The following is a 16397-nucleotide window of genomic DNA, read 5'->3' as shown; positions in this document are numbered from 1 at the left end:
CCCCAGGACCCGGGCCCCGCGGGCCGGCCCGCGCTCCGCGCTCGGGGGGGCCCGCCGGCCCTCGCCCCGCCCCCCCCCCCCACGACTGTGCGGGTTCAGCGGATGCGGTTGCCCTCCCCGTCCTCGCGCGTGTAGTAGCGGTAGAAGAACACCAGGAACACGCCCGCCGTGGTGGCGAGACCGATCGCCACGGACCGCAGCACGCTCTCGCCGGTCTGGCTGTAGAGGAAGCCGAGCGCGGCGCCCGCGAAGCCGGACTTCACCAGCGAGTGCAGTTCGCGCTTGAGCAGCGGGGCGAACCGGGCCACCGCCAGGCACAGCACGATGAACACCAGCGCGGTCACGAAGCCGAACAGGATGTTCCAGCCGGTGATGGGACCGCCGCTGCGGCGGTTGGCCGCCGCCCAGTAGCCGTAGACGAGTCCGAGGACGACCGGGATCGCGACCTTCGCCACGCGGTGGACGCGGGCGTCGAAGATGTCGGGCAGACCGCTCGGAGCGGTGAATCCGCCGGAGCCGGTCCCTCTGCCGGGGCGGCCGGTCATTCCGCCGGGTGTGGGTGCCGCGTGAGCCATGAGAGCACTCCTCTCTCTCGCCCCCGTCTACCAATGCACACCCCGGGAGAGGCGGTGGCAAGTCGGGGTGCGGCCTCGGTTGGCCCATGTTTCGCTGGGGCGCATGAAGCTCGTACTCTTCGGCGCCACCGGCATGGTCGGCAGCCGGATCGCCACCGAGGCCTCGGCCCGCGGCCACCAGGTGCTGGCGGTCAGCCGTTCCGGGCAGTCACCGGTCCCCGGGGTCACCGCCACGGCGGCCGACGCGACGGACGCGGCGAAGGTCGCGGACCTCGCGCGCGGCGCCGACGCGGTCGCCTCCGCGTGCGTACCGCCCAGGGACGGGAGCGACCCGCGCGGCCCCTTCCTCGCCCTCAACGAGGGGCTCGTCGCGGGCGTCCGCGCGGCCGGTGTCGGGCGGCTCCTGGTGGTCGGCGGCGCCGGCGGCCTGGAGGTCGCCCCCGGCCAGGCCCTCAGCGACCAGCCCGGCTTCCCGGAGGCCTACCTCCCCGAAGCCCTCGCCCATCGCGACGTGCTCGCCTACTACCGCACCCTCGACGACCCCGACTGGACCTACGTCTCCCCCGCCGCCGAGATCGCCCCCGGCAAGCGCACCGGCCGGTTCCGTGTCGGCGGGGACGAGTTCATGACCGACGAACAGGGCCGCAGCTTCGTCAGCGCCGAGGACTACGCGGTCGCCTTCGTCGACGAACTCGAACAGCACGCCCACCCGCGCGCCCGGATGTCGGTCGCGTACTGACGGCCGTGAGCGGCCGCGGACTCATACCGGTGCGCTCCGGCTCCGGCGACACCGATGCGCTACGGCGCCAGCAGTTGCTGCGCGTGCGCGGGCGGAGCGTCGCCTGGGTGCCGCCGCTGCTGGTGCTGGTCACCATCCTGCTGGTCGACTGGTACACCGGCGGCGAGTTCCGGACCGTCTCCTGGATCGTGCTCGTGCCCGGGATCGCCGCGGCGATCTGCGGGGTGTGGGGCACGGCCGTCTTCGGGGTGCTCGGCGTGGCCACCTACGCGCTCGCCGACCACGCCTGGCCGCGCCAGTACCAGACCGGCCTGCCCGACTTCATCCTCGTCGGCGTCGGCGGGGTCCTCGCCGTGCTGGCCTGCGTGGTCCGGGTCCGCGGCGAGCGCCGCATGCTGCACATGCGGGACGTCGCCGAGACCACCCGCCGCACCCTGCTGCGCCCGCTGCCGCCCGGCTTCGGCGGCCTCGACCACGCGGCCGTCTACCTCGCCGCGGACGCCGTCGCCCGCGTCGGCGGCGACTTCTACGACATCCAGCCCGGCCTGCACGGCACCCGCGCCCTCGTCGGCGACGTCCAGGGCAAGGGGCTCGGCGCGGTGGAGGTGGCGGCGGCACTGCTCGGCACCTTCCGCGAGGCCGGCTACCACCAGGCGGAGCTCGGCACCGTCGCCGCCCGCCTCGAGATCCGGATGCTGCGCCACGGCCGGCATCTCGCCGCGCTCGGCCGCGAGGACGTCGACCGCTTCGCCACGGCCGTCCTGCTGAGCTTCCCCGCCGGAGACCCCGGCACGGTCGAGGTCGTCAACTTCGGGCACGAACCCCCGCTGGTGGTCGGCCCGTTCGGCGTACGGTCGCTGCCGCCGGGGCACGGACTCCCGCTGGGGCTGGGCGAGTTGGCCGGCCTGGAGGGACCGCCGCCGACCCTCCGCATCACCCTCGCCCCCGGCGAGACCCTCCTCATCGTCACCGACGGAGTCACCGAGGCCCGCGACGGCGCCGGCGTCTTCTACCCCCTCAAGGACGACGTCACCGAGGGCGTCCACCTCGACCCGGGCACCGCCGACCCGCACCGCCTGGTCGCCTACGTCCGCGACGGCACCCTGCGCCACTGCGGCGGCCGGCTCGCCGACGACACCACGATCTTCGCGGTACGGCGGTCCTGAGATCCCCCTTTGCAGCCGCAGAGGCTACGGTGCTGCGGTACGCAAGTGATCGACGGTTCTATCGGGGGAGGGCACATGCCTGGAACGGTGTTGCTGCTCGCGGCCTCTCCGGTCGGCAAGGGACGGCTGGTGGACGCGGCGTCCGTGCTCCCCGTGCTCGCGGCCGTCGCCCCGCCCGTCCTGTCCGGCACGGAGACGGCCAACGTTGTCGAACTCGCCGACCCGTTGGAGCCGCAGGCGGTACTGACCCGGCTCCGGGCCGCCGCGACCGCCCCCGGACCGCTGACCGTGTTCATCGCCGGGCAGCTCCAACTCGACCGCAAACAGCACCTTCCGCACCTGGCGCTCGCGCGTACGACCCCCGCGACGGTCCGCTACACCGCGTTCCCGTGGGCCTGGATCCGCGAGGAGTTGCGCCTGCGCGCACCCGGCACGACAACCCTCCTCCTCGACCTCCACGCCGACGCCGAGACCTGGCAGTGGCTGCGCGCCCACCCGCTCGACTCGGGCCGCACCCACGCCGTTTACGGTCGCATCGCACCGCCGCCGCCCCGGCGGGAGGTGGCCGTGCCGACGTACATGAAGGCGGTGGCCACGGTGTTGCGGAGCGGGTACCGCCCGCCGCTGGAGCAGTTGCATCAGGAGGCGGTGGGAAGGCTAGGCGCCGAGGGGTACGCGGACGTCCTGCTTGCCTCGCCGGGGCTTGTCGCTGCGGGCGTCCCCGGGGGCTCCGCCCCCAGACCCCCGTCGGCCCCGAAGGGGCCTCGTCCTCAGACTCCCCCAGAGGGGGGAGCCCCGGACGGGCTTGAAAACGACCGGAGTCGGGAAGCCGACCGCAGCCCAAAGGACACCGACGGAAGCCAAATGGATGCCCGCCGCGGCCAGTTGGATTCCGGCCGAAGCCAGTTGGATTCCGGCCGAAGCCCGAAGGCCGGCGCCCCAAGCCCGAAGGCCGCCGCCCCGAGCCCAAAGGACACCGGCGGAAGCCGCGAAGTTGCCGGCCGCGGGCCAAAGGACACCGACGGAAGCCAAGAAGATACCGGCCGGAGTCAAAAGGACACCGACGGCAGCCAAATGGATGCCCGCCGCGGCCAGTTGGATTCCGGCCGAAGCCCGAAGGTCGCCGCCCCGAGCCCGAAGGCCGCCGCCCCGAGCCCGAAGGCTGGCGCCCCGAGCCCGAACGCTGCCGCCCCGAGCACAAAGGACACCGGCGGAAGCCGTGAAGTTGCCGGCCGCGGGTCAAAGGACACCGGCGGAAGCCAAGGAGATACCGACCGCAGCCCAAAGGACACCGCCCTCAACTGGGACAGCGACCCCCACACCGCCATCGCCTCCGCCGTTCAAGCGGGCCGCCATCCCGCCGCCGACGCCCTCGCCGCCGAGCACGAGCAGGCCGCCGTACGGGCGCACGGGCGGGGCTCGGAGCAGGCGCTGCACTGGACGGAGGTGCGGGCCGATCTGGCGATGCTGGCGGGGGATCCGGTGCGCAGTTGCCGTGCGTGGCTCGCGGTGGCGTCCGCGCGGCTGGCGGCGGGACAGTCACCCGGCGCACCGGCCGTCGAGGCGGCGGTCGACCGCGCTCACCACCAGTGGGGGCAGATCAACGACCCGGCGGCCGCCCGTGAACTCGGTCTCGCGCTCGCCGAGTTGAGAGGTCGGGTGCCGGGCCGCCGCGCGGGCGCCCTGGACCACGTGCGCAAGCAGCTGCTCCAACTCCAGCCCTAGGGCTGGTCAGTTGACGGTCAGGATCTCCAACGCCCCCGAGACCAGGGTCCGTACACCCGGCGCGACCGTCACCAGATCGGGCGCGAAGTTCGGGCTGTGGTTGCTGGGGACGGCGTGGAACTTCTCCATCAGGTCGGTGCCGGGGGCCGCGTCCCAGGTGGCCGCCGGGGTGCTCGTCACGAACCAGTAGGAGTACGGCACCCCGTCCGGGACGAGGTTGGGGAAGTCCTCGCTGCCCGTGGCCGGACCGGGGTCGAAGACCGTGCCCGCGCCGAGGACCTCGGTGTGCACGGCGGCGATCCGGCGGTCGGTGTCCGCGTCGTTGACCATCGTGGGGAGGCTGGTGCCGATGGTCACCTCGGGCTCGCGCGGGCAGCCCGCGGCGATGCACTCGCCGGACGCGATACGGCGGATCGCGGCGATCATCCGGTCCCGTACGTCGGCGGACTGGGTGCGCAGGTTGAGGGAGATCCGGGCGGTGGCCGGGATGATGTTGTGCCGGGTGCCGGCCTCGATGCGGCCCACGGTCAGGACGGCGGAGTCGCGGGCGGCGATCTCGCGGGACACGACCGTCTGGAGGCGGGTGACGAGGTAGGCGGCCGTGACGACCGGGTCGACCGTGGACTCGGGGCGGGAGCCGTGGCCGCCGAGCCCGTGGACCACGATGTCGATGTCCGTGGAGGCCGACATGATCAGGCCGGGCACGTGCGGGTAGAACCCGGCGGGACCGGGTGCCGCGTGCTGGGCGAGCGCCGCGTCCGGGCGCGGGACGCGCTCGTACAGGCCGTCGGCGGCCATCGCCGCCGCGCCCCCGCCCGTCTCCTCGGCGGGCTGCCCCACCAGCACCAGCGTCCCCGACCAGGTGTCCCGCCCGGCGGCCAGCGCCTCGGCGGCGCCCGTCAGCCAGGTCACGTGCAGGTCGTGCCCGCAGGCGTGCATCGCGCCGTCCACGGTGGAGGCGTACGGCAGCCCCGTCTCCTCCCGCACCGGCAGCGCGTCCATGTCGGCGCGCAGCAGCACGGTCGGTCCTTCGCCGTTGCGCAGCACCGCGGCGACACCGGTGCCGCCGATGCCCTCGACGGTGTCGTAGCCCGCCTTCGTGAGGCGTTCGGCGAGCTTGGCGGCGGTGCGGTGCTCGCGGCCGGAGAGCTCCGGGTGGCGGTGCAGGTCCCGGTAGAACTCCTCCAGGTCGGGGACCGGGAGGTCGGCGGTGAGGTCGAGTGCGGTGCGCGCGGCGGCAGACGTCATGGCGTCAGCGTAGGGCGGTCGCGAGGGCGATCACATGGCACGTCCCCAGGCGATGACGTAAGGGATCGCCTGGGGGCGGCCTTGGTGCGGGAAGCGGTCAGAACGCCGGGACCGCCGACGGACGGGCCTTGTTGATGTTGCTCACCAGGTTGTTGGTGAGCGGGAAGTTGGCCTTGCCCCAGGTCGAGTTCCACAGGGCGTCGCGGGGCGTCTTGTCCATGTTCTCCATGGTGACCAGGGCCGGTGTGTCCCAGGTGCCGTTGCCCCAGGCCACCGGCGTCTCGCCCCACTTGGCGAAGCGGAAGGCGTGGGTGCTCGCGCCGTCCTTGTGGTAGACGATCTCGACGTGGTTGCCGCTCATCGGCACCTCGTTGATCGGGTGGGTGCTGTAGCCGCCGTGCCGGGAGGCGGCCAGGTAGCTGGGCCGCTCGTCGCCCTGCTTCTGGAAGACGACGACGGACTCCCAGTCGTGACGGTGCCCGAAGGCGTCGGCGCCGTTGAGGGTCTGGTCCTTCTCGAAGTAGAGCCCGTAGACGTACGCGCACCAGCCGTTCTTGCACAGGGACTGCGAATACGTGTTGGCCTTGCCCAGGTGGTCGGTCCGGCAGCCGCCGGTGATCGACCCGCTGTTGTTGAGGCCGCCGTTGAGCCTGCCGCTCGCGTCGACGGCCGCCGCCGGGAAGCAGCCGTCGGAGTCGTAGTCGAAGAGCGGCATGTACTTGTTCTGGAAGGTGCTCGCGTTCCAGGGCAGTGGGGTCAGGATCGCCGCGTCGGCGCTGCCGGCCAGGCCGACGGCGAGTGCGGTGGCGGTGCCGACCACCAGGGCGGCCCTGGCGATCCGGGCTCTCCTGGTGGCCCTGGTGCTCGTGCTTGCTGCGGTGAACATGTGCGGGGGTCTTCCCTTGCTCGGTGGGGGCGGCGACCCGTGCGGGTCCTCGTGCGGCGAGAGAGGCCGGCCGGTCAGGCGTACGGGTCGAACGTGATCGCGCTCGGCTTGGCCTTGTTGAGGTGGTCGTCGAACTTCGCGTCCTGGAGCGGGAAGTTGGCGTCGCCCCAGTCGGAGGCGTTCAGGATGCCGCGAAGGTTGGACGCCATGTTCTCCCAGGTGAGCAGGTTCTCCTGGTGCCAGGCGCCGTCGTCGTTCTCCGGGGTCTCGCCCCACTTGGCGAACCGGAAGTCGTGGGTGCTCAGGCCGTCCTTGTGGTAGACGACCTGGACGCGCTGGCTGCTCATCGGCACGTCGGCGACCGCCTCGGTCTCGAAGTCGCCGTGCTGGGAGGCGGACAGGTACGACGGGGTGGAGTCGCCCTGCTTGACCCAGACGACGATGCATTCCCAGTCGTGGCGGTGGCCGATGCCCGGGGACGCCTCGTCCTTCTCGAAGTAGCTGGCGTAGATGGTTCCGCACCAGCCGTTGTTGCACTTGGTGCGCGAGTAGGTGTTGGCGTGGTCGAGGTGGCCGGTGCGGCAGCTGCCGGTGACGGAACCGGTCGGCTTCAGACCGCCGTTGAGGTTGCCGTCGGGGTCGATGGCGGCGGCGGGGTAGCAGGAGTCCGTGTCGTAGTCGTACAGCGGCTCGAAGTTCTTCTCGTACGTGGTCGCGTTCTCGGGGAGGTTCTGCAGCACGCCCGCGGAGGCGGTGAACGGCAGGGCGACGGTGAGGGCGACGGCGCTGCCCACGACCGCGGCGGCTCGGCCGAGGCGGCGGGTGCTGGTTCGGGACATCGGGGGCTCCAGTCGACGGTCCATGTCCACGCTCGCCCCGAACATGACAGCCGGGGTGGGCGAACAGAGATTGGCAGAAGGGGAGCGCCCGATGGAAGGGCTTTCTATCAAACGGAGGGAGGCATTTCACCGAACGGGCGCACCCGTCCCACGCGAACGGCCGACCGGACGCCCTCACCTGTACGGCCCAGCCCGCGCGGCCACACTTCCGCCGCGCTGCTCCACTTGACGGTGACAGGGGGTCGGTCAGTACCCACCGAAGGAAGTGCCGCTCATGGCTGTCCCTGAATCCAACCTCGCCATCGACTTCACCCAGGGGCTGAACGACGCCTGGTCGAAGGTCGCGCAGTTCGTGCCCCAACTCATCGGCTTCCTGGTCATCCTCGCCATCGGCTGGTTCGTGTCGAAGATGATCGCCCGTGTGCTCGACCGGGTACTGCGGCGCGTCGGCTCGGAGCGGCTGTCCGAACGGGCCGGTACGGCACGGATGTTGCGGGACTCCAAGTACGACATGACCGGCATCGTCTGCAAGATCGTGTACTACGCGCTGATGCTGATCACCCTCCAGCTCGCGCTCGGCGTCTTCGGCACCAACCCGGTCTCCACGATGATCAACGGCATCGTCGCCTGGCTGCCGCGCGGCATCGTCGCGGTGGTCCTGATCGTCGTGGCGATGGCCATCGCGAACGCGGTGCGCGGGATCGTCGGCAGCGCCCTGTCGTCGATGTCGTACGGCAGGATGCTCGCGACCATCGTCTGGGCCTGCATCGTGGCGCTCGGCGTGATCGCCGCGCTCGGCCAGGCCGGCATCGCGACGTCGGTCACCCAGCCCGTTCTCTACACGGCCCTCGGGACCGTCGCCGGCATCATGATCGTCGGTGTCGGCGGCGGCCTGATCGGGCCGATGCGCCAGCGCATGGAGCGCATGCTGATGGCGGCGGAGCGCGAGACGACCAACGCGAAGGGCAGCCTCACGGCGTACCAGGCGGGCCGCGCGGACGCGATGGGGAACCAGCCGGTGCGGGAGCGGACGGACATGGGCAGGGAGATGCCGGGGTCGTCGGACATGTGACGGGACGGCTACGCTCGGTCGTACCGCCTGGAGGAGGACAGCGGTATGACCGAGCGGGCCTTTTTCCACCGGCTGTGCGAGCTGCGCGAGCGCTTCACACCGCCGCCGGGCTTCACGTACCCGGAGATCGGCGACGGGATGTTCGTCATGACGAAGAGCCCCTGTCGTCGGCACCAGGTCACGGTCGCGGACGTGCGTGATCAGCTGGCTCCGCAGGTTCCGGACGGTGCCGGTGTCTTCGAGGCCGCCGACACCGGCAGCGAAGTCCTGGGCAAGCTCCGTGTCCCCGATCTCGTGGTCACCACGGGCGAGGCCGCCACACCCCTGTTGGCCGTTGAGATCGTCTCTCCGGCCAACCCCGGCACGGACTACGACGTCAAGAGCCGCGACTGTCCGGCGATGGGCATCCCGCACTACCTGATCCTGGACCCCCGCGACGGCACCTGGACATACCAGTGGCAGGTCGGCAGGCGACGCGGTTCCCCGGAGTACGAGAACCGGCTGCACCTGCCCTACGGGAACACCGTCACCGTCGCGGGCGGGTGGCAGGTCAAGACCGGCGGTCTGCCGCTCTACTCGCGCGCGGACATGATGCTCGCGCCCGAGTGAGGCGCCGGCGGGCGGTCCGCCGCCTTGGCCGGGCTTGCCGCTGCCGCGCCGATCAGGGCGGCTACGGCGATGACGGCGGCGCAGAATCCTCTGACGTAACGCGCGGACATACCAACCTCGCAACGACAGTGACGGCGACGGCAACAGCGATGAGTTAAGCACGCTTAATGCGTGCCTAACTTAAGGGGTTGGAGTGCGCAACGGGAAGGGCTTCAGGGGGAGTTGAGCCAACGGAAACCTGTTTTCAGTCACCCCGGCGCTGCTCCGGCAGCAGCCCGTGCCGGTGCACCAGCCAGCTGATGGCCGTCAGCCTGCACACCGCGTAGTCGTGCCCGACCGGCTCCCGCCAGTCCAGCTCCGCGAGCGCGTCCAGAAATCCGAGCGCGTAGTCGGCGAGGTCGGCGGAGTCCGGGGACGGAGGAGTCAGATCGGGGCCGCCCGCCGACAGACGTTCCCGCAGCTCGGCGACATGCTGGTCCACCGCGGCCGTGAACGCGGGCTCGAAGGCGAACTCCGCGAAGCGGGGCCCGTAAGCGCTGCTGATCTTGGCCAAAGGGGACATTTCTCCACCGTACGACAGCCTGGCGCGGGTGAGTTACGTGATTCCCGTCACCGGGATACGACGGAATGGTTACGCTCGGCGACAGGCCGTAACTACTCGGAGGTGGCTGTCGCGCGGTCCATGTTCGTGGCGTAAGTCCAGTCACAGCGGCACCAGCGGCGGTGAGTGTGCAGAGGTCGCTGACCGCAGCCCCCACATCGCAATCCGTGACTCGAAGAACCCCGGCGGAGCCGTCGTCACCGTTTCCCGCCGCCGTTTCGAGGACTTCATCAACTCACTCTCCATGTAAGTGAGTTACTCGCCAGTCTGTAACTCCGCTTACTGGCATGATTAATGCATGGTGAGACGGGACGACCCGGAAGTCATCGGGCGCAGGGTCCAGCAGTTGCGGCACGAACGAGGGCTCACTCAGCGGCAGTTGGCCGAGCCCGCCTACACACCCGCGTACATCTCCACGCTTGAGGCCGGCCGGGTCCGCCCCTCCGACGACGCGCTGCGCCACCTCGCGGAACGACTCGGCGTCGCCTACGACGAGCTGGCCACCGGCCGCCCCGCCCACCTCGCCACCGAGCTGCGCCTGCGGCTGACCGGTGCCCAACGCACCCTGGCGACAGGGGAGTCGGAGGAAGCGGCGGAGCAGTACGCCGAGCTGCTCGCGGAGGCGGAGTCGCACGGGCTGGTCGACGAGGAGGCCATCGCACTGCTCGGACTGGGCGAGTGCGGCCTCGACACCGGTGATCTCACCGCCGCCCGCATGTACTTCGAGCGCGCCGAGCAGCGCCTCGCCGACGAACCCCTCCCCGCCCGCGTCCCCGCCATCCGCGGCCGTGCCGTCGCGCACTACCTCACCGGTGAACTCCGTTACGCCGTATACCTGTTGGAGTCCACGCTCGACGAGCTGAACCGCGGCGGACTGCACGACCCCGACGCGCTGCTGCTCCTCTACGCGAGCGCGATAGGGCCGTACATGGACATGGGCGCCCACGCGAGGGCGGCCCAGGCGGCGGAGCTGGCACTCGCGCTCGCGCCGCAGGTGGCGGACCCGGCGCTGCTGGCACGCATGCACCGTTCGGTGGCGCGGACGCTGATAGCGGAGGGCCGGGTGGCGGAGGCGGACGCCTCGCTGGCCAAGGCCGCCGAGCTGTACCGTCAGCTCCAGTTCCGTACCGAACTCGCCAACTGCCACTGGATGCGCGGCTACGTCTACGCCCAGGACGGCGAACTGGAGCGCGCCGAGGTCGAGTTGAGGCAGGCGCTGGCCATGCTGACGGCGAAGCGGGCCGCGCTGTACAGCAGCCAGGTCGCGGTGGAGCTGGCCGACGTACTGCACAAGCGAGGCAAGTCCGAGGAGGCCGCCACCCTCCTCCACGGCGTCCTCAACGACCTCAGCTCCGAACGCGGCGCCCTGCACTCCGCCGCCGCCCACCGCCTCCTCGGCATCATCGCGGAGGACGCCCGCGACACGGAGGCGGCCGAGGAACACTACGTCCGCGCCCTCAGCCTCCTGGAACGCGCGGGCGCGGCCGGCGACCTGGCCGACCTGTGCCGGATGCTCGGCGATCTGCTCCGCCGTACCGGCCGGGTGGAAGCGGCGCTCGACGCCTACCGCACGGGCCTCGGCCACCGTACGGCCCCCGGCACCACGACCCTCGGCCCGGCGCCCGCACAGCCTCCTCTTTGACAAATCGGGGATACCGCACAGCGCCGACGGTTACCGTGCCAAGTACGAGTGCCAGGCGTAATCGTGCGAAACGGGATGAGACAGGCGCGTGCAGAACGAACGGACCGTGGTCGACGGCCTGCGCCTGGCCGTACGCGCCATGGTCTACGCGGTGCTCGGCGGCGCCGCTCTCATAGCGATCGCGACAGTCGTCTCGGTCCTCGGCCCGATGCTGGCGATCGACCTCTACACCCCACCCGTGGCGGCCTGGTGGACGGTCTTCACGGCGGTGGCGGTGCAAGGTGTGCCGTTCTTGTTGCTCGGCACAGTGGTCTCGGCGGCGATCGGCGCGTTCGTGCCGGAGCGGGTGTTCACCCGCCTCCTCCCCCGCAACCAGGCACTGGCCGTCCCCATCGCGGGCGCGGCAGGAGTCGTACTCCCGGGCTGTGAGTGCGCGTCGGTACCGGTGGCGAGCAGTCTGATGAGACGGGGCGTGGCCCCGGCAGCGGCGCTGGCCTTTCTGCTGTCCGCCCCGGCGATCAACCCGGTTGTCCTGGTGGCCACTTCGATCGCGTTCCCGGGCCAGCCGAAGATGGTGCTCGGCCGTCTGGTCGCGTCCCTCGCGACGGCGGTGGTGATGGGCTGGCTGTGGGCGCGCTTCGGCAGGGAGGAGTGGCTACGACTCCCGAAGCGCACGCGGACCACCGCGTCCTCGCCTGCGGGTATGAAGGCCTTCGTCGCGGGCCTGCAGCACGACTTCCTCCACGCCGGCGGCTTCCTGGTCCTGGGCGCGGCGGCGGCGGCGACCTTCAACATCGCCGTACCGCGCTCGATCCTGGACATCTTCACGGGCTCGTCCTGGCTGTCACTGCTGTTGCCGGCCCTCCTGGCGGTGGTGCTGTGCGTGTGCAGCGAGGCGGACGCGTTCGTAGCGGCTTCGCTGAGCGGCTTCTCACCTGCCGCGAAACTGGCGTTCATGGTGGTGGGCCCGATGGTCGACCTGAAACTGATCGCGTTGCAGGCGGGCACGTTCGGCCGTTCCTTCGCGTTCCGCTTCTCCTCGACGACGTGGCTGGTCGCGGTGACGAGCAGCACGCTCGTGGGCTGGTGGTTGCTGTGAGGCGCTACGGCTCGGCGGTCCTGCTCCTGCTGACGGGCGGGGCGGTGCTGCGGATCTCCCTCTTCAGCGACCTGTATCTGCGGTATGTGCAGGCGTCGTTGCGGCCGTATCTGGTGATCTCCGGTTCGCTGCTGATGGTGTTGGGGGTGGTGGCGGCGATCAGGGGGATGAGCCACAGGGACCACGAGGAGGAGGAAGAAGAGGAAGCGCACTCCCATGGTGGCCACGGCCCCCGCATCGCCTGGCTCCTCACCCTCCCCGCCCTGGCCCTCCTCCTCTTCCCACCCCCCGCGCTGGGCTCGTACAGCGCGGGCCGCGAACAGGCGCAACTCGCGGCACAGGGCGTGGGCACGTTCCCCGCGCTGCCGGCTGGGAAGGTGCTGGACATCTCGGTGGCCCAGTACAGCTCCCGGGCGATCTACGACACCGGCCACTCCCTCAAGGGCCGCACGGTCCGCATGACGGGCTTCGTCACCCACGGCTCGAACGGCACCTGGTACGTCACCCGCCTCGTCGTCACCTGCTGCGCCGCCGACGCCACGACCAGCAAGGTGGAGATCAGAGGCACCGAGGCCACCGACGCCCCCCAGACCGACACCTGGGTCACCGTCACCGGCACCTGGCTCCCCAAGGGCAGACTCGGCACGGACGGGGCGTGGCCCCCACTGCTCAACGCGACGACCGTCAAGCAGGTGAAGGAGCCGGCGGATCCGTACGAGAAGCGATGAGGCCTGAAGCCCCTCCGCCGCGGCGTGGTCGGCCGTAAAGTGCGGAGATGGGTGACAGGCCGACGAGTATCGAAGTCCCGGACGTGGTGGGGATGACCGGGCGGGAAGCGCACGCTCTCTGCCGTGATCTGGGGCTGTTCCTGGGCTACTACAACATGGATCAGCAGCTGCCGCGGAGCATGGTGATCGCTCATCAGGAGCCCCCGCCCGGAACCATGGCGGCACCTGCCGAGGCGGTCAGGATCTGGACGAGGTTGGATCCGCTGCCCGACGATCGGCGGCCGCGGTAGCCGGGAGCCGCAGGCTCCTAGATCTGCACCCGCCCCTGCCGCTGAACATCGGTAAGCCGCTGCGCCCCGATCTCCAGTGCCCGGCTCATCGCGTCCGGGGGGACGTTCGCCAGCCCACCGTTCGTGAGGGTGATGGTGTCGTCGCCGATGCGGACGGCGGCGGTGTCGAGGGTGAGGGTGGACTGGTCGCCCTCCGGGGTGGTGCCGGTGAGGGTGAGGTGGAGGCCCTCGCGGGCGTCGCCGACGTTCGGGATGGCTGCCTCCGTGACGGTTACCGTCTGCGGGCCCGAGCGGGTTGTCGCCGCCGTGAACTGGGCGCATTTCTGCGGGAGGGTCTTCAGCCAGGCCAGGGTGCGGTCCACGTCGGCGGACTTGAACGCGGCCACCTGGTAGTGGAGTTGGGCTTCGTCGTCGGTGTCGTCGAGGCCGATGACCGCCTGGGCGGTGGCGGGGGTGCCGAGGAGTTCGTCGGCGTAGAGCGCGTCGAGGAGACGCTGGCAGTCGGGGTCGGCGGTCTTCGCCTTGAGGAGGCTGTCGCGCCAGGTCGCCGTGCCCTGGGTCGGGGTCCAGGGGGCGCCCAGGTCCGTGTCCGCGATCAGCGCGGTCTGCGCCTGTGCCTGGGTGAGGACGGGGGCCGCGGCAGGGGACGCGTGCGCGGCGGGGGTTCGTACGGCGGAGGGGGAGGGCGCGCTCGTCACCTTGTGCAGGGCGGCCTCGTTCGCGCAGCCCGCGGCCGTCAGCAGGGTGCCCGCCGACAGTGCCGAGGCGAGGAGGAGGACACGGGCCGGGGAACGGGTCATCGAGGGTCCCTCCTGAGGCGGACGCGTGACGCGGATACGTGGCGCGGATGTCGGCGCGTGCTCCCACGGCACCATCGCCCGCGCCCGCCCACCAGCGCGCCGGGCCGTCCGGGTGACTGCCGGGCTCACCGTGGCCATCGGGAAACCAATACCGGGCATTCGGTTCCTCATTGGCCGCCCGTCCGCACCCCGCCTACAGTCGGAATCAGCTCACCGACCACCGCCCTGGAGACCCCCCATGTCGAAGATCCTCTTCGTGCTGACCGGCGCCGACCACCTCACCCTCGCCGACGGGACCCTGCACCCCACCGGCTACTGGGCCGAGGAGGCCGTCACCCCGTTCGAGGCGTTCAAGGCGGCCGGTCACGAGGTCGTCGTGGCGACGCCCGGCGGTGTCGTACCGCCCGTGGACCGGGGCAGCCTCGCCCCCGACTACAACGGCGGCCAGGAGAACGCCGACCGCGTCGCCGCCGTGCTCGCGTCGAGCCCCGAGTTCCGGCACCCGGTCAAGCTGACCGAGGTCGACCTCGCCGACTACGCCGCCGTGTACTACCCCGGCGGCCACGGCCCGATGGAGGACCTCGCCGTCGACGCCGACTCCGGCCGGCTCCTCACCCGGGCCCTTGCCTCCGGCAGGCCGCTCGGCGTGGTCTGCCACGGCCCGGCCGCGCTCCTCCCGGCCGTCAAGGAGGACGGTACGAACGCCTTCGCCGGGCGCCGGCTCACCGGTTTCACCAACGAGGAGGAGATCCAGGGCGGCCTCGCCGACAAGGTGAAGTGGCTGCTCCAGGACCGGCTGGTGGAGCTCGGCGCGGAGTTCCAGCAGGGCGAGCCGTGGGCGCCGTACGTCGTGGTCGACGGCAACCTCGTCACCGGCCAGAACCCGGCGTCCTCCGCCCCGGTCGCCGACGAACTCCTCAAGAAGCTCGGCTGATTGCGCCTGATTGATCTCGCCTGATTAATTCCGTCGCGGCGGCGGTCGTACGGCTGCTACGCTCCGCCGCATGAAGCGCGCCTGTTCCTCCACGACGACGCCGGAGAGTGTCCCGGCGCGCTGACTGCTGACCCAAGTCGAAGCCCCGGGGCGAGTGCCCCGGGGCTTTCTCGCGTGGTGCTCGCCTCCTGATGTGCATGAGGAGTTCACCATGTACGACCACCGACGTCTCGGCCGCGAACTCGGTCTCTTCGACACCGACCCCCTGATGGGCGCGGGACTGCCGTACTGGCTGCCCGACGGTGCCGTCATCCGGCATCAACTGGAGGAGTACGTAAGGGAGTTGGAGTGTGCGGCCGGATACCGGCACGTGTACTCGCCCGTCCTCGGCAAGCGTGAGCTGTACGAGATCTCCGGGCACTGGTCGCACTACAGCGACGACATGTTCCCGCCGATGCAACTGGGCGCGGAGGAGGTCGTGCTGCGCCCGAGCCTCTGTCCCCACCACGCCCTCATCTATCGTTCCCGCTCCCACAGTTACCGCGAACTGCCCCTCCGTATCGCCGAGTTGGGCGGCATGTACCGTTCCGAACTCTCCGGCGTCCTCGGCGGCCTGACCCGCGTCCGCGCCATCCAGCTCAACGACGCCCACATCTTCTGCACCCTCGACCAGGCCGTCGAGGAGGCCCGCGCCGCCGTCGCCCTCATCGCCCGCGCCTACGCCGACCTCGGCATCCGCGCCTCCCGCTACCGGCTGTCGCTGCCGGGGGAGGGCGGCAAGTACGTTGCGGATCCGGCCCTTTGGAGCCGGGCGACCGAGATGCTGCGGGAAGTGCTCGACGCGTCCGGGGTGCCCTACGAGTCCGCCGAGGGCGAGGCCGCCTTCTACGGCCCGAAGATCGACGTCCAGATCGAGGACGCGGCCGGCCGCGAGGCCACCCTCTCCACCGTCCAGATCGACTTCCACCAGCCCGAACGCTTCGACCTGCACTACATCGGCCCCGACGGCGCGAAACACCGGCCGGTCATGGTCCACCGCAGTGTCATCGGGAGCGTGGAACGGGCGGTGGCGCACCTGGTGGAACAGCACGGCGGGGCGTTCCCGGTCTGGCTGGCGCCCGTGCAACTGGTCGTCCTCCCGGTGTCGGAGGCGCAGGAGCAGCAGGCCCACGACCTCGCCGAGCGGGCCCGCGCCCAGGGGCTGCGTGCCGAGGTCGCCGTCGAGGGCAGCCTCGGTGCCCGGATCCGGGCGGCGCGGCTGGTCCCGTACCAGGCGGTGATCGGCGAACGGGAGGCCGACGAGGGCCTGGTCGCCGTACGACTGCGGGACGGGCGCCGGGTCGACCCGCTGCCGCCCGCCGACCTGCTGCACCGCGTCACCGTGCGGGTCGGGGCGCGCGGCGCCGAACTGTGGGCGGATGCGTAAGGTCGCAACCGAACAGCA

The 16397-nt window shown here is 71.2% G+C and carries 18 protein-coding genes; 12 read left to right on the top strand and 6 right to left on the bottom strand.

From position 1 onward, the window contains the following. Positions 1–95: 95 nt before the first annotated feature. Positions 96–575 carry a hypothetical protein gene (locus ACFXC1_RS25920; protein WP_381246234.1) on the bottom strand — a complete coding sequence of 160 codons (480 nt, stop codon included), beginning with the start codon at positions 573–575 and terminating at the stop codon, positions 96–98. 103 nt (positions 576–678) lie between these two features. On the opposite strand from ACFXC1_RS25920, the gene ACFXC1_RS25915 reads away from it, so the two are divergent. The 3 genes from ACFXC1_RS25915 (at position 679) to ACFXC1_RS51230 (ending at position 4205) form a co-directional block, all read left to right on the top strand. Next, positions 679–1314 (top strand): NAD(P)-dependent oxidoreductase, encoded by a 636-nt coding sequence (locus tag ACFXC1_RS25915; protein WP_381246233.1) that lies wholly within the window; start codon positions 679–681, stop codon positions 1312–1314. A gap of 5 nt (positions 1315–1319) precedes the next feature. Next, on the top strand, positions 1320–2480 hold the full coding sequence (locus ACFXC1_RS25910) for a PP2C family protein-serine/threonine phosphatase (RefSeq protein WP_381246232.1): 1161 nt from the start codon (positions 1320–1322) through the stop codon (positions 2478–2480). A 75-nt stretch (positions 2481–2555) separates the two neighbouring features. Continuing rightward, a complete protein-coding gene (locus ACFXC1_RS51230; RefSeq protein WP_463294207.1) occupies positions 2556–4205 on the top strand; it encodes a hypothetical protein in 1650 nt (549 codons plus the stop codon). Positions 4206–4211: 6 nt separating this feature from the next. Here the strand turns inward: ACFXC1_RS51230 and ACFXC1_RS25900 are convergent, their stop codons facing one another. The 3 genes from ACFXC1_RS25900 to ACFXC1_RS25890 form a co-directional block, all read right to left on the bottom strand. Then, on the bottom strand, positions 4212–5453 hold the full coding sequence (locus tag ACFXC1_RS25900; protein WP_381246230.1) for an amidohydrolase: 1242 nt from the start codon (positions 5451–5453) through the stop codon (positions 4212–4214). Between the two features lie 97 nt (positions 5454–5550). After that, on the bottom strand, positions 5551–6339 hold the full coding sequence (locus tag ACFXC1_RS25895; protein WP_381246228.1) for an NPP1 family protein: 789 nt from the start codon (positions 6337–6339) through the stop codon (positions 5551–5553). 74 nt (positions 6340–6413) lie between these two features. Then, complete coding sequence (locus ACFXC1_RS25890; RefSeq protein ID WP_381246226.1) at positions 6414–7178, bottom strand: NPP1 family protein; 765 nt, start codon at positions 7176–7178, stop codon at positions 6414–6416. A 274-nt stretch (positions 7179–7452) separates the two neighbouring features. Between ACFXC1_RS25890 and ACFXC1_RS25885 the strand changes: the two genes are divergently transcribed. After that, entirely contained in the window at positions 7453–8250 is a 798-nt protein-coding gene (locus ACFXC1_RS25885) for a mechanosensitive ion channel family protein (RefSeq protein WP_381246225.1), read from the top strand. 45 nt (positions 8251–8295) lie between these two features. After that, positions 8296–8859 carry a Uma2 family endonuclease gene (locus tag ACFXC1_RS25880; protein ID WP_381246223.1) on the top strand — a complete coding sequence of 188 codons (564 nt, stop codon included), beginning with the start codon at positions 8296–8298 and terminating at the stop codon, positions 8857–8859. A 244-nt stretch (positions 8860–9103) separates the two neighbouring features. Here the strand turns inward: ACFXC1_RS25880 and ACFXC1_RS25875 are convergent, their stop codons facing one another. Next, complete coding sequence (locus ACFXC1_RS25875) at positions 9104–9421, bottom strand: DUF6401 family natural product biosynthesis protein (RefSeq protein ID WP_381246222.1); 318 nt, start codon at positions 9419–9421, stop codon at positions 9104–9106. Positions 9422–9449: 28 nt separating this feature from the next. Between ACFXC1_RS25875 and ACFXC1_RS25870 the strand changes: the two genes are divergently transcribed. The 5 genes from ACFXC1_RS25870 (at position 9450) to ACFXC1_RS25850 (ending at position 13219) form a co-directional block, all read left to right on the top strand. Continuing rightward, positions 9450–9710, top strand: coding sequence for a DUF397 domain-containing protein (locus tag ACFXC1_RS25870; protein ID WP_381246220.1), 261 nt, complete (start codon positions 9450–9452; stop codon positions 9708–9710). Positions 9711–9758: 48 nt separating this feature from the next. Beyond that, positions 9759–11102 carry a helix-turn-helix domain-containing protein gene (locus ACFXC1_RS25865; protein WP_381246219.1) on the top strand — a complete coding sequence of 448 codons (1344 nt, stop codon included), beginning with the start codon at positions 9759–9761 and terminating at the stop codon, positions 11100–11102. Positions 11103–11241: 139 nt separating this feature from the next. Beyond that, a complete protein-coding gene (locus tag ACFXC1_RS25860; RefSeq protein WP_381246923.1) occupies positions 11242–12201 on the top strand; it encodes a permease in 960 nt (319 codons plus the stop codon). Beyond that, positions 12198–12929, top strand: a complete 732-nt coding sequence (locus ACFXC1_RS25855; RefSeq protein WP_381246921.1) for a TIGR03943 family putative permease subunit — start codon at positions 12198–12200, stop codon at positions 12927–12929. The genes ACFXC1_RS25860 and ACFXC1_RS25855 overlap by 4 nt, the downstream gene beginning before the upstream one ends. Before the next feature lie 47 nt (positions 12930–12976). Beyond that, complete coding sequence (locus tag ACFXC1_RS25850) at positions 12977–13219, top strand: PASTA domain-containing protein (protein ID WP_381246217.1); 243 nt, start codon at positions 12977–12979, stop codon at positions 13217–13219. Between the two features lie 17 nt (positions 13220–13236). Here the strand turns inward: ACFXC1_RS25850 and ACFXC1_RS25845 are convergent, their stop codons facing one another. Next, entirely contained in the window at positions 13237–14019 is a 783-nt protein-coding gene (locus ACFXC1_RS25845; RefSeq protein ID WP_381246216.1) for a hypothetical protein, read from the bottom strand. 238 nt (positions 14020–14257) lie between these two features. On the opposite strand from ACFXC1_RS25845, the gene ACFXC1_RS25840 reads away from it, so the two are divergent. Together ACFXC1_RS25840 and thrS are read left to right on the top strand one after the other, a co-directional pair. After that, positions 14258–14953 (top strand): type 1 glutamine amidotransferase domain-containing protein, encoded by a 696-nt coding sequence (locus ACFXC1_RS25840; RefSeq protein ID WP_381246215.1) that lies wholly within the window; start codon positions 14258–14260, stop codon positions 14951–14953. 154 nt (positions 14954–15107) lie between these two features. Continuing rightward, positions 15108–16379 (top strand): threonine--tRNA ligase, encoded by a 1272-nt coding sequence (gene thrS / locus ACFXC1_RS25835; RefSeq protein WP_381246213.1) that lies wholly within the window; start codon positions 15108–15110, stop codon positions 16377–16379. The last annotated feature ends 18 nt before the right edge of the window (positions 16380–16397 follow it).

The organism is Streptomyces hokutonensis (assembly GCF_042751305.1).
In the GTDB taxonomy this organism is placed as follows: domain Bacteria; phylum Actinomycetota; class Actinomycetes; order Streptomycetales; family Streptomycetaceae; genus Streptomyces; species Streptomyces hokutonensis_A.
This window is presented reverse-complemented; position numbering and strand designations above follow the sequence as displayed.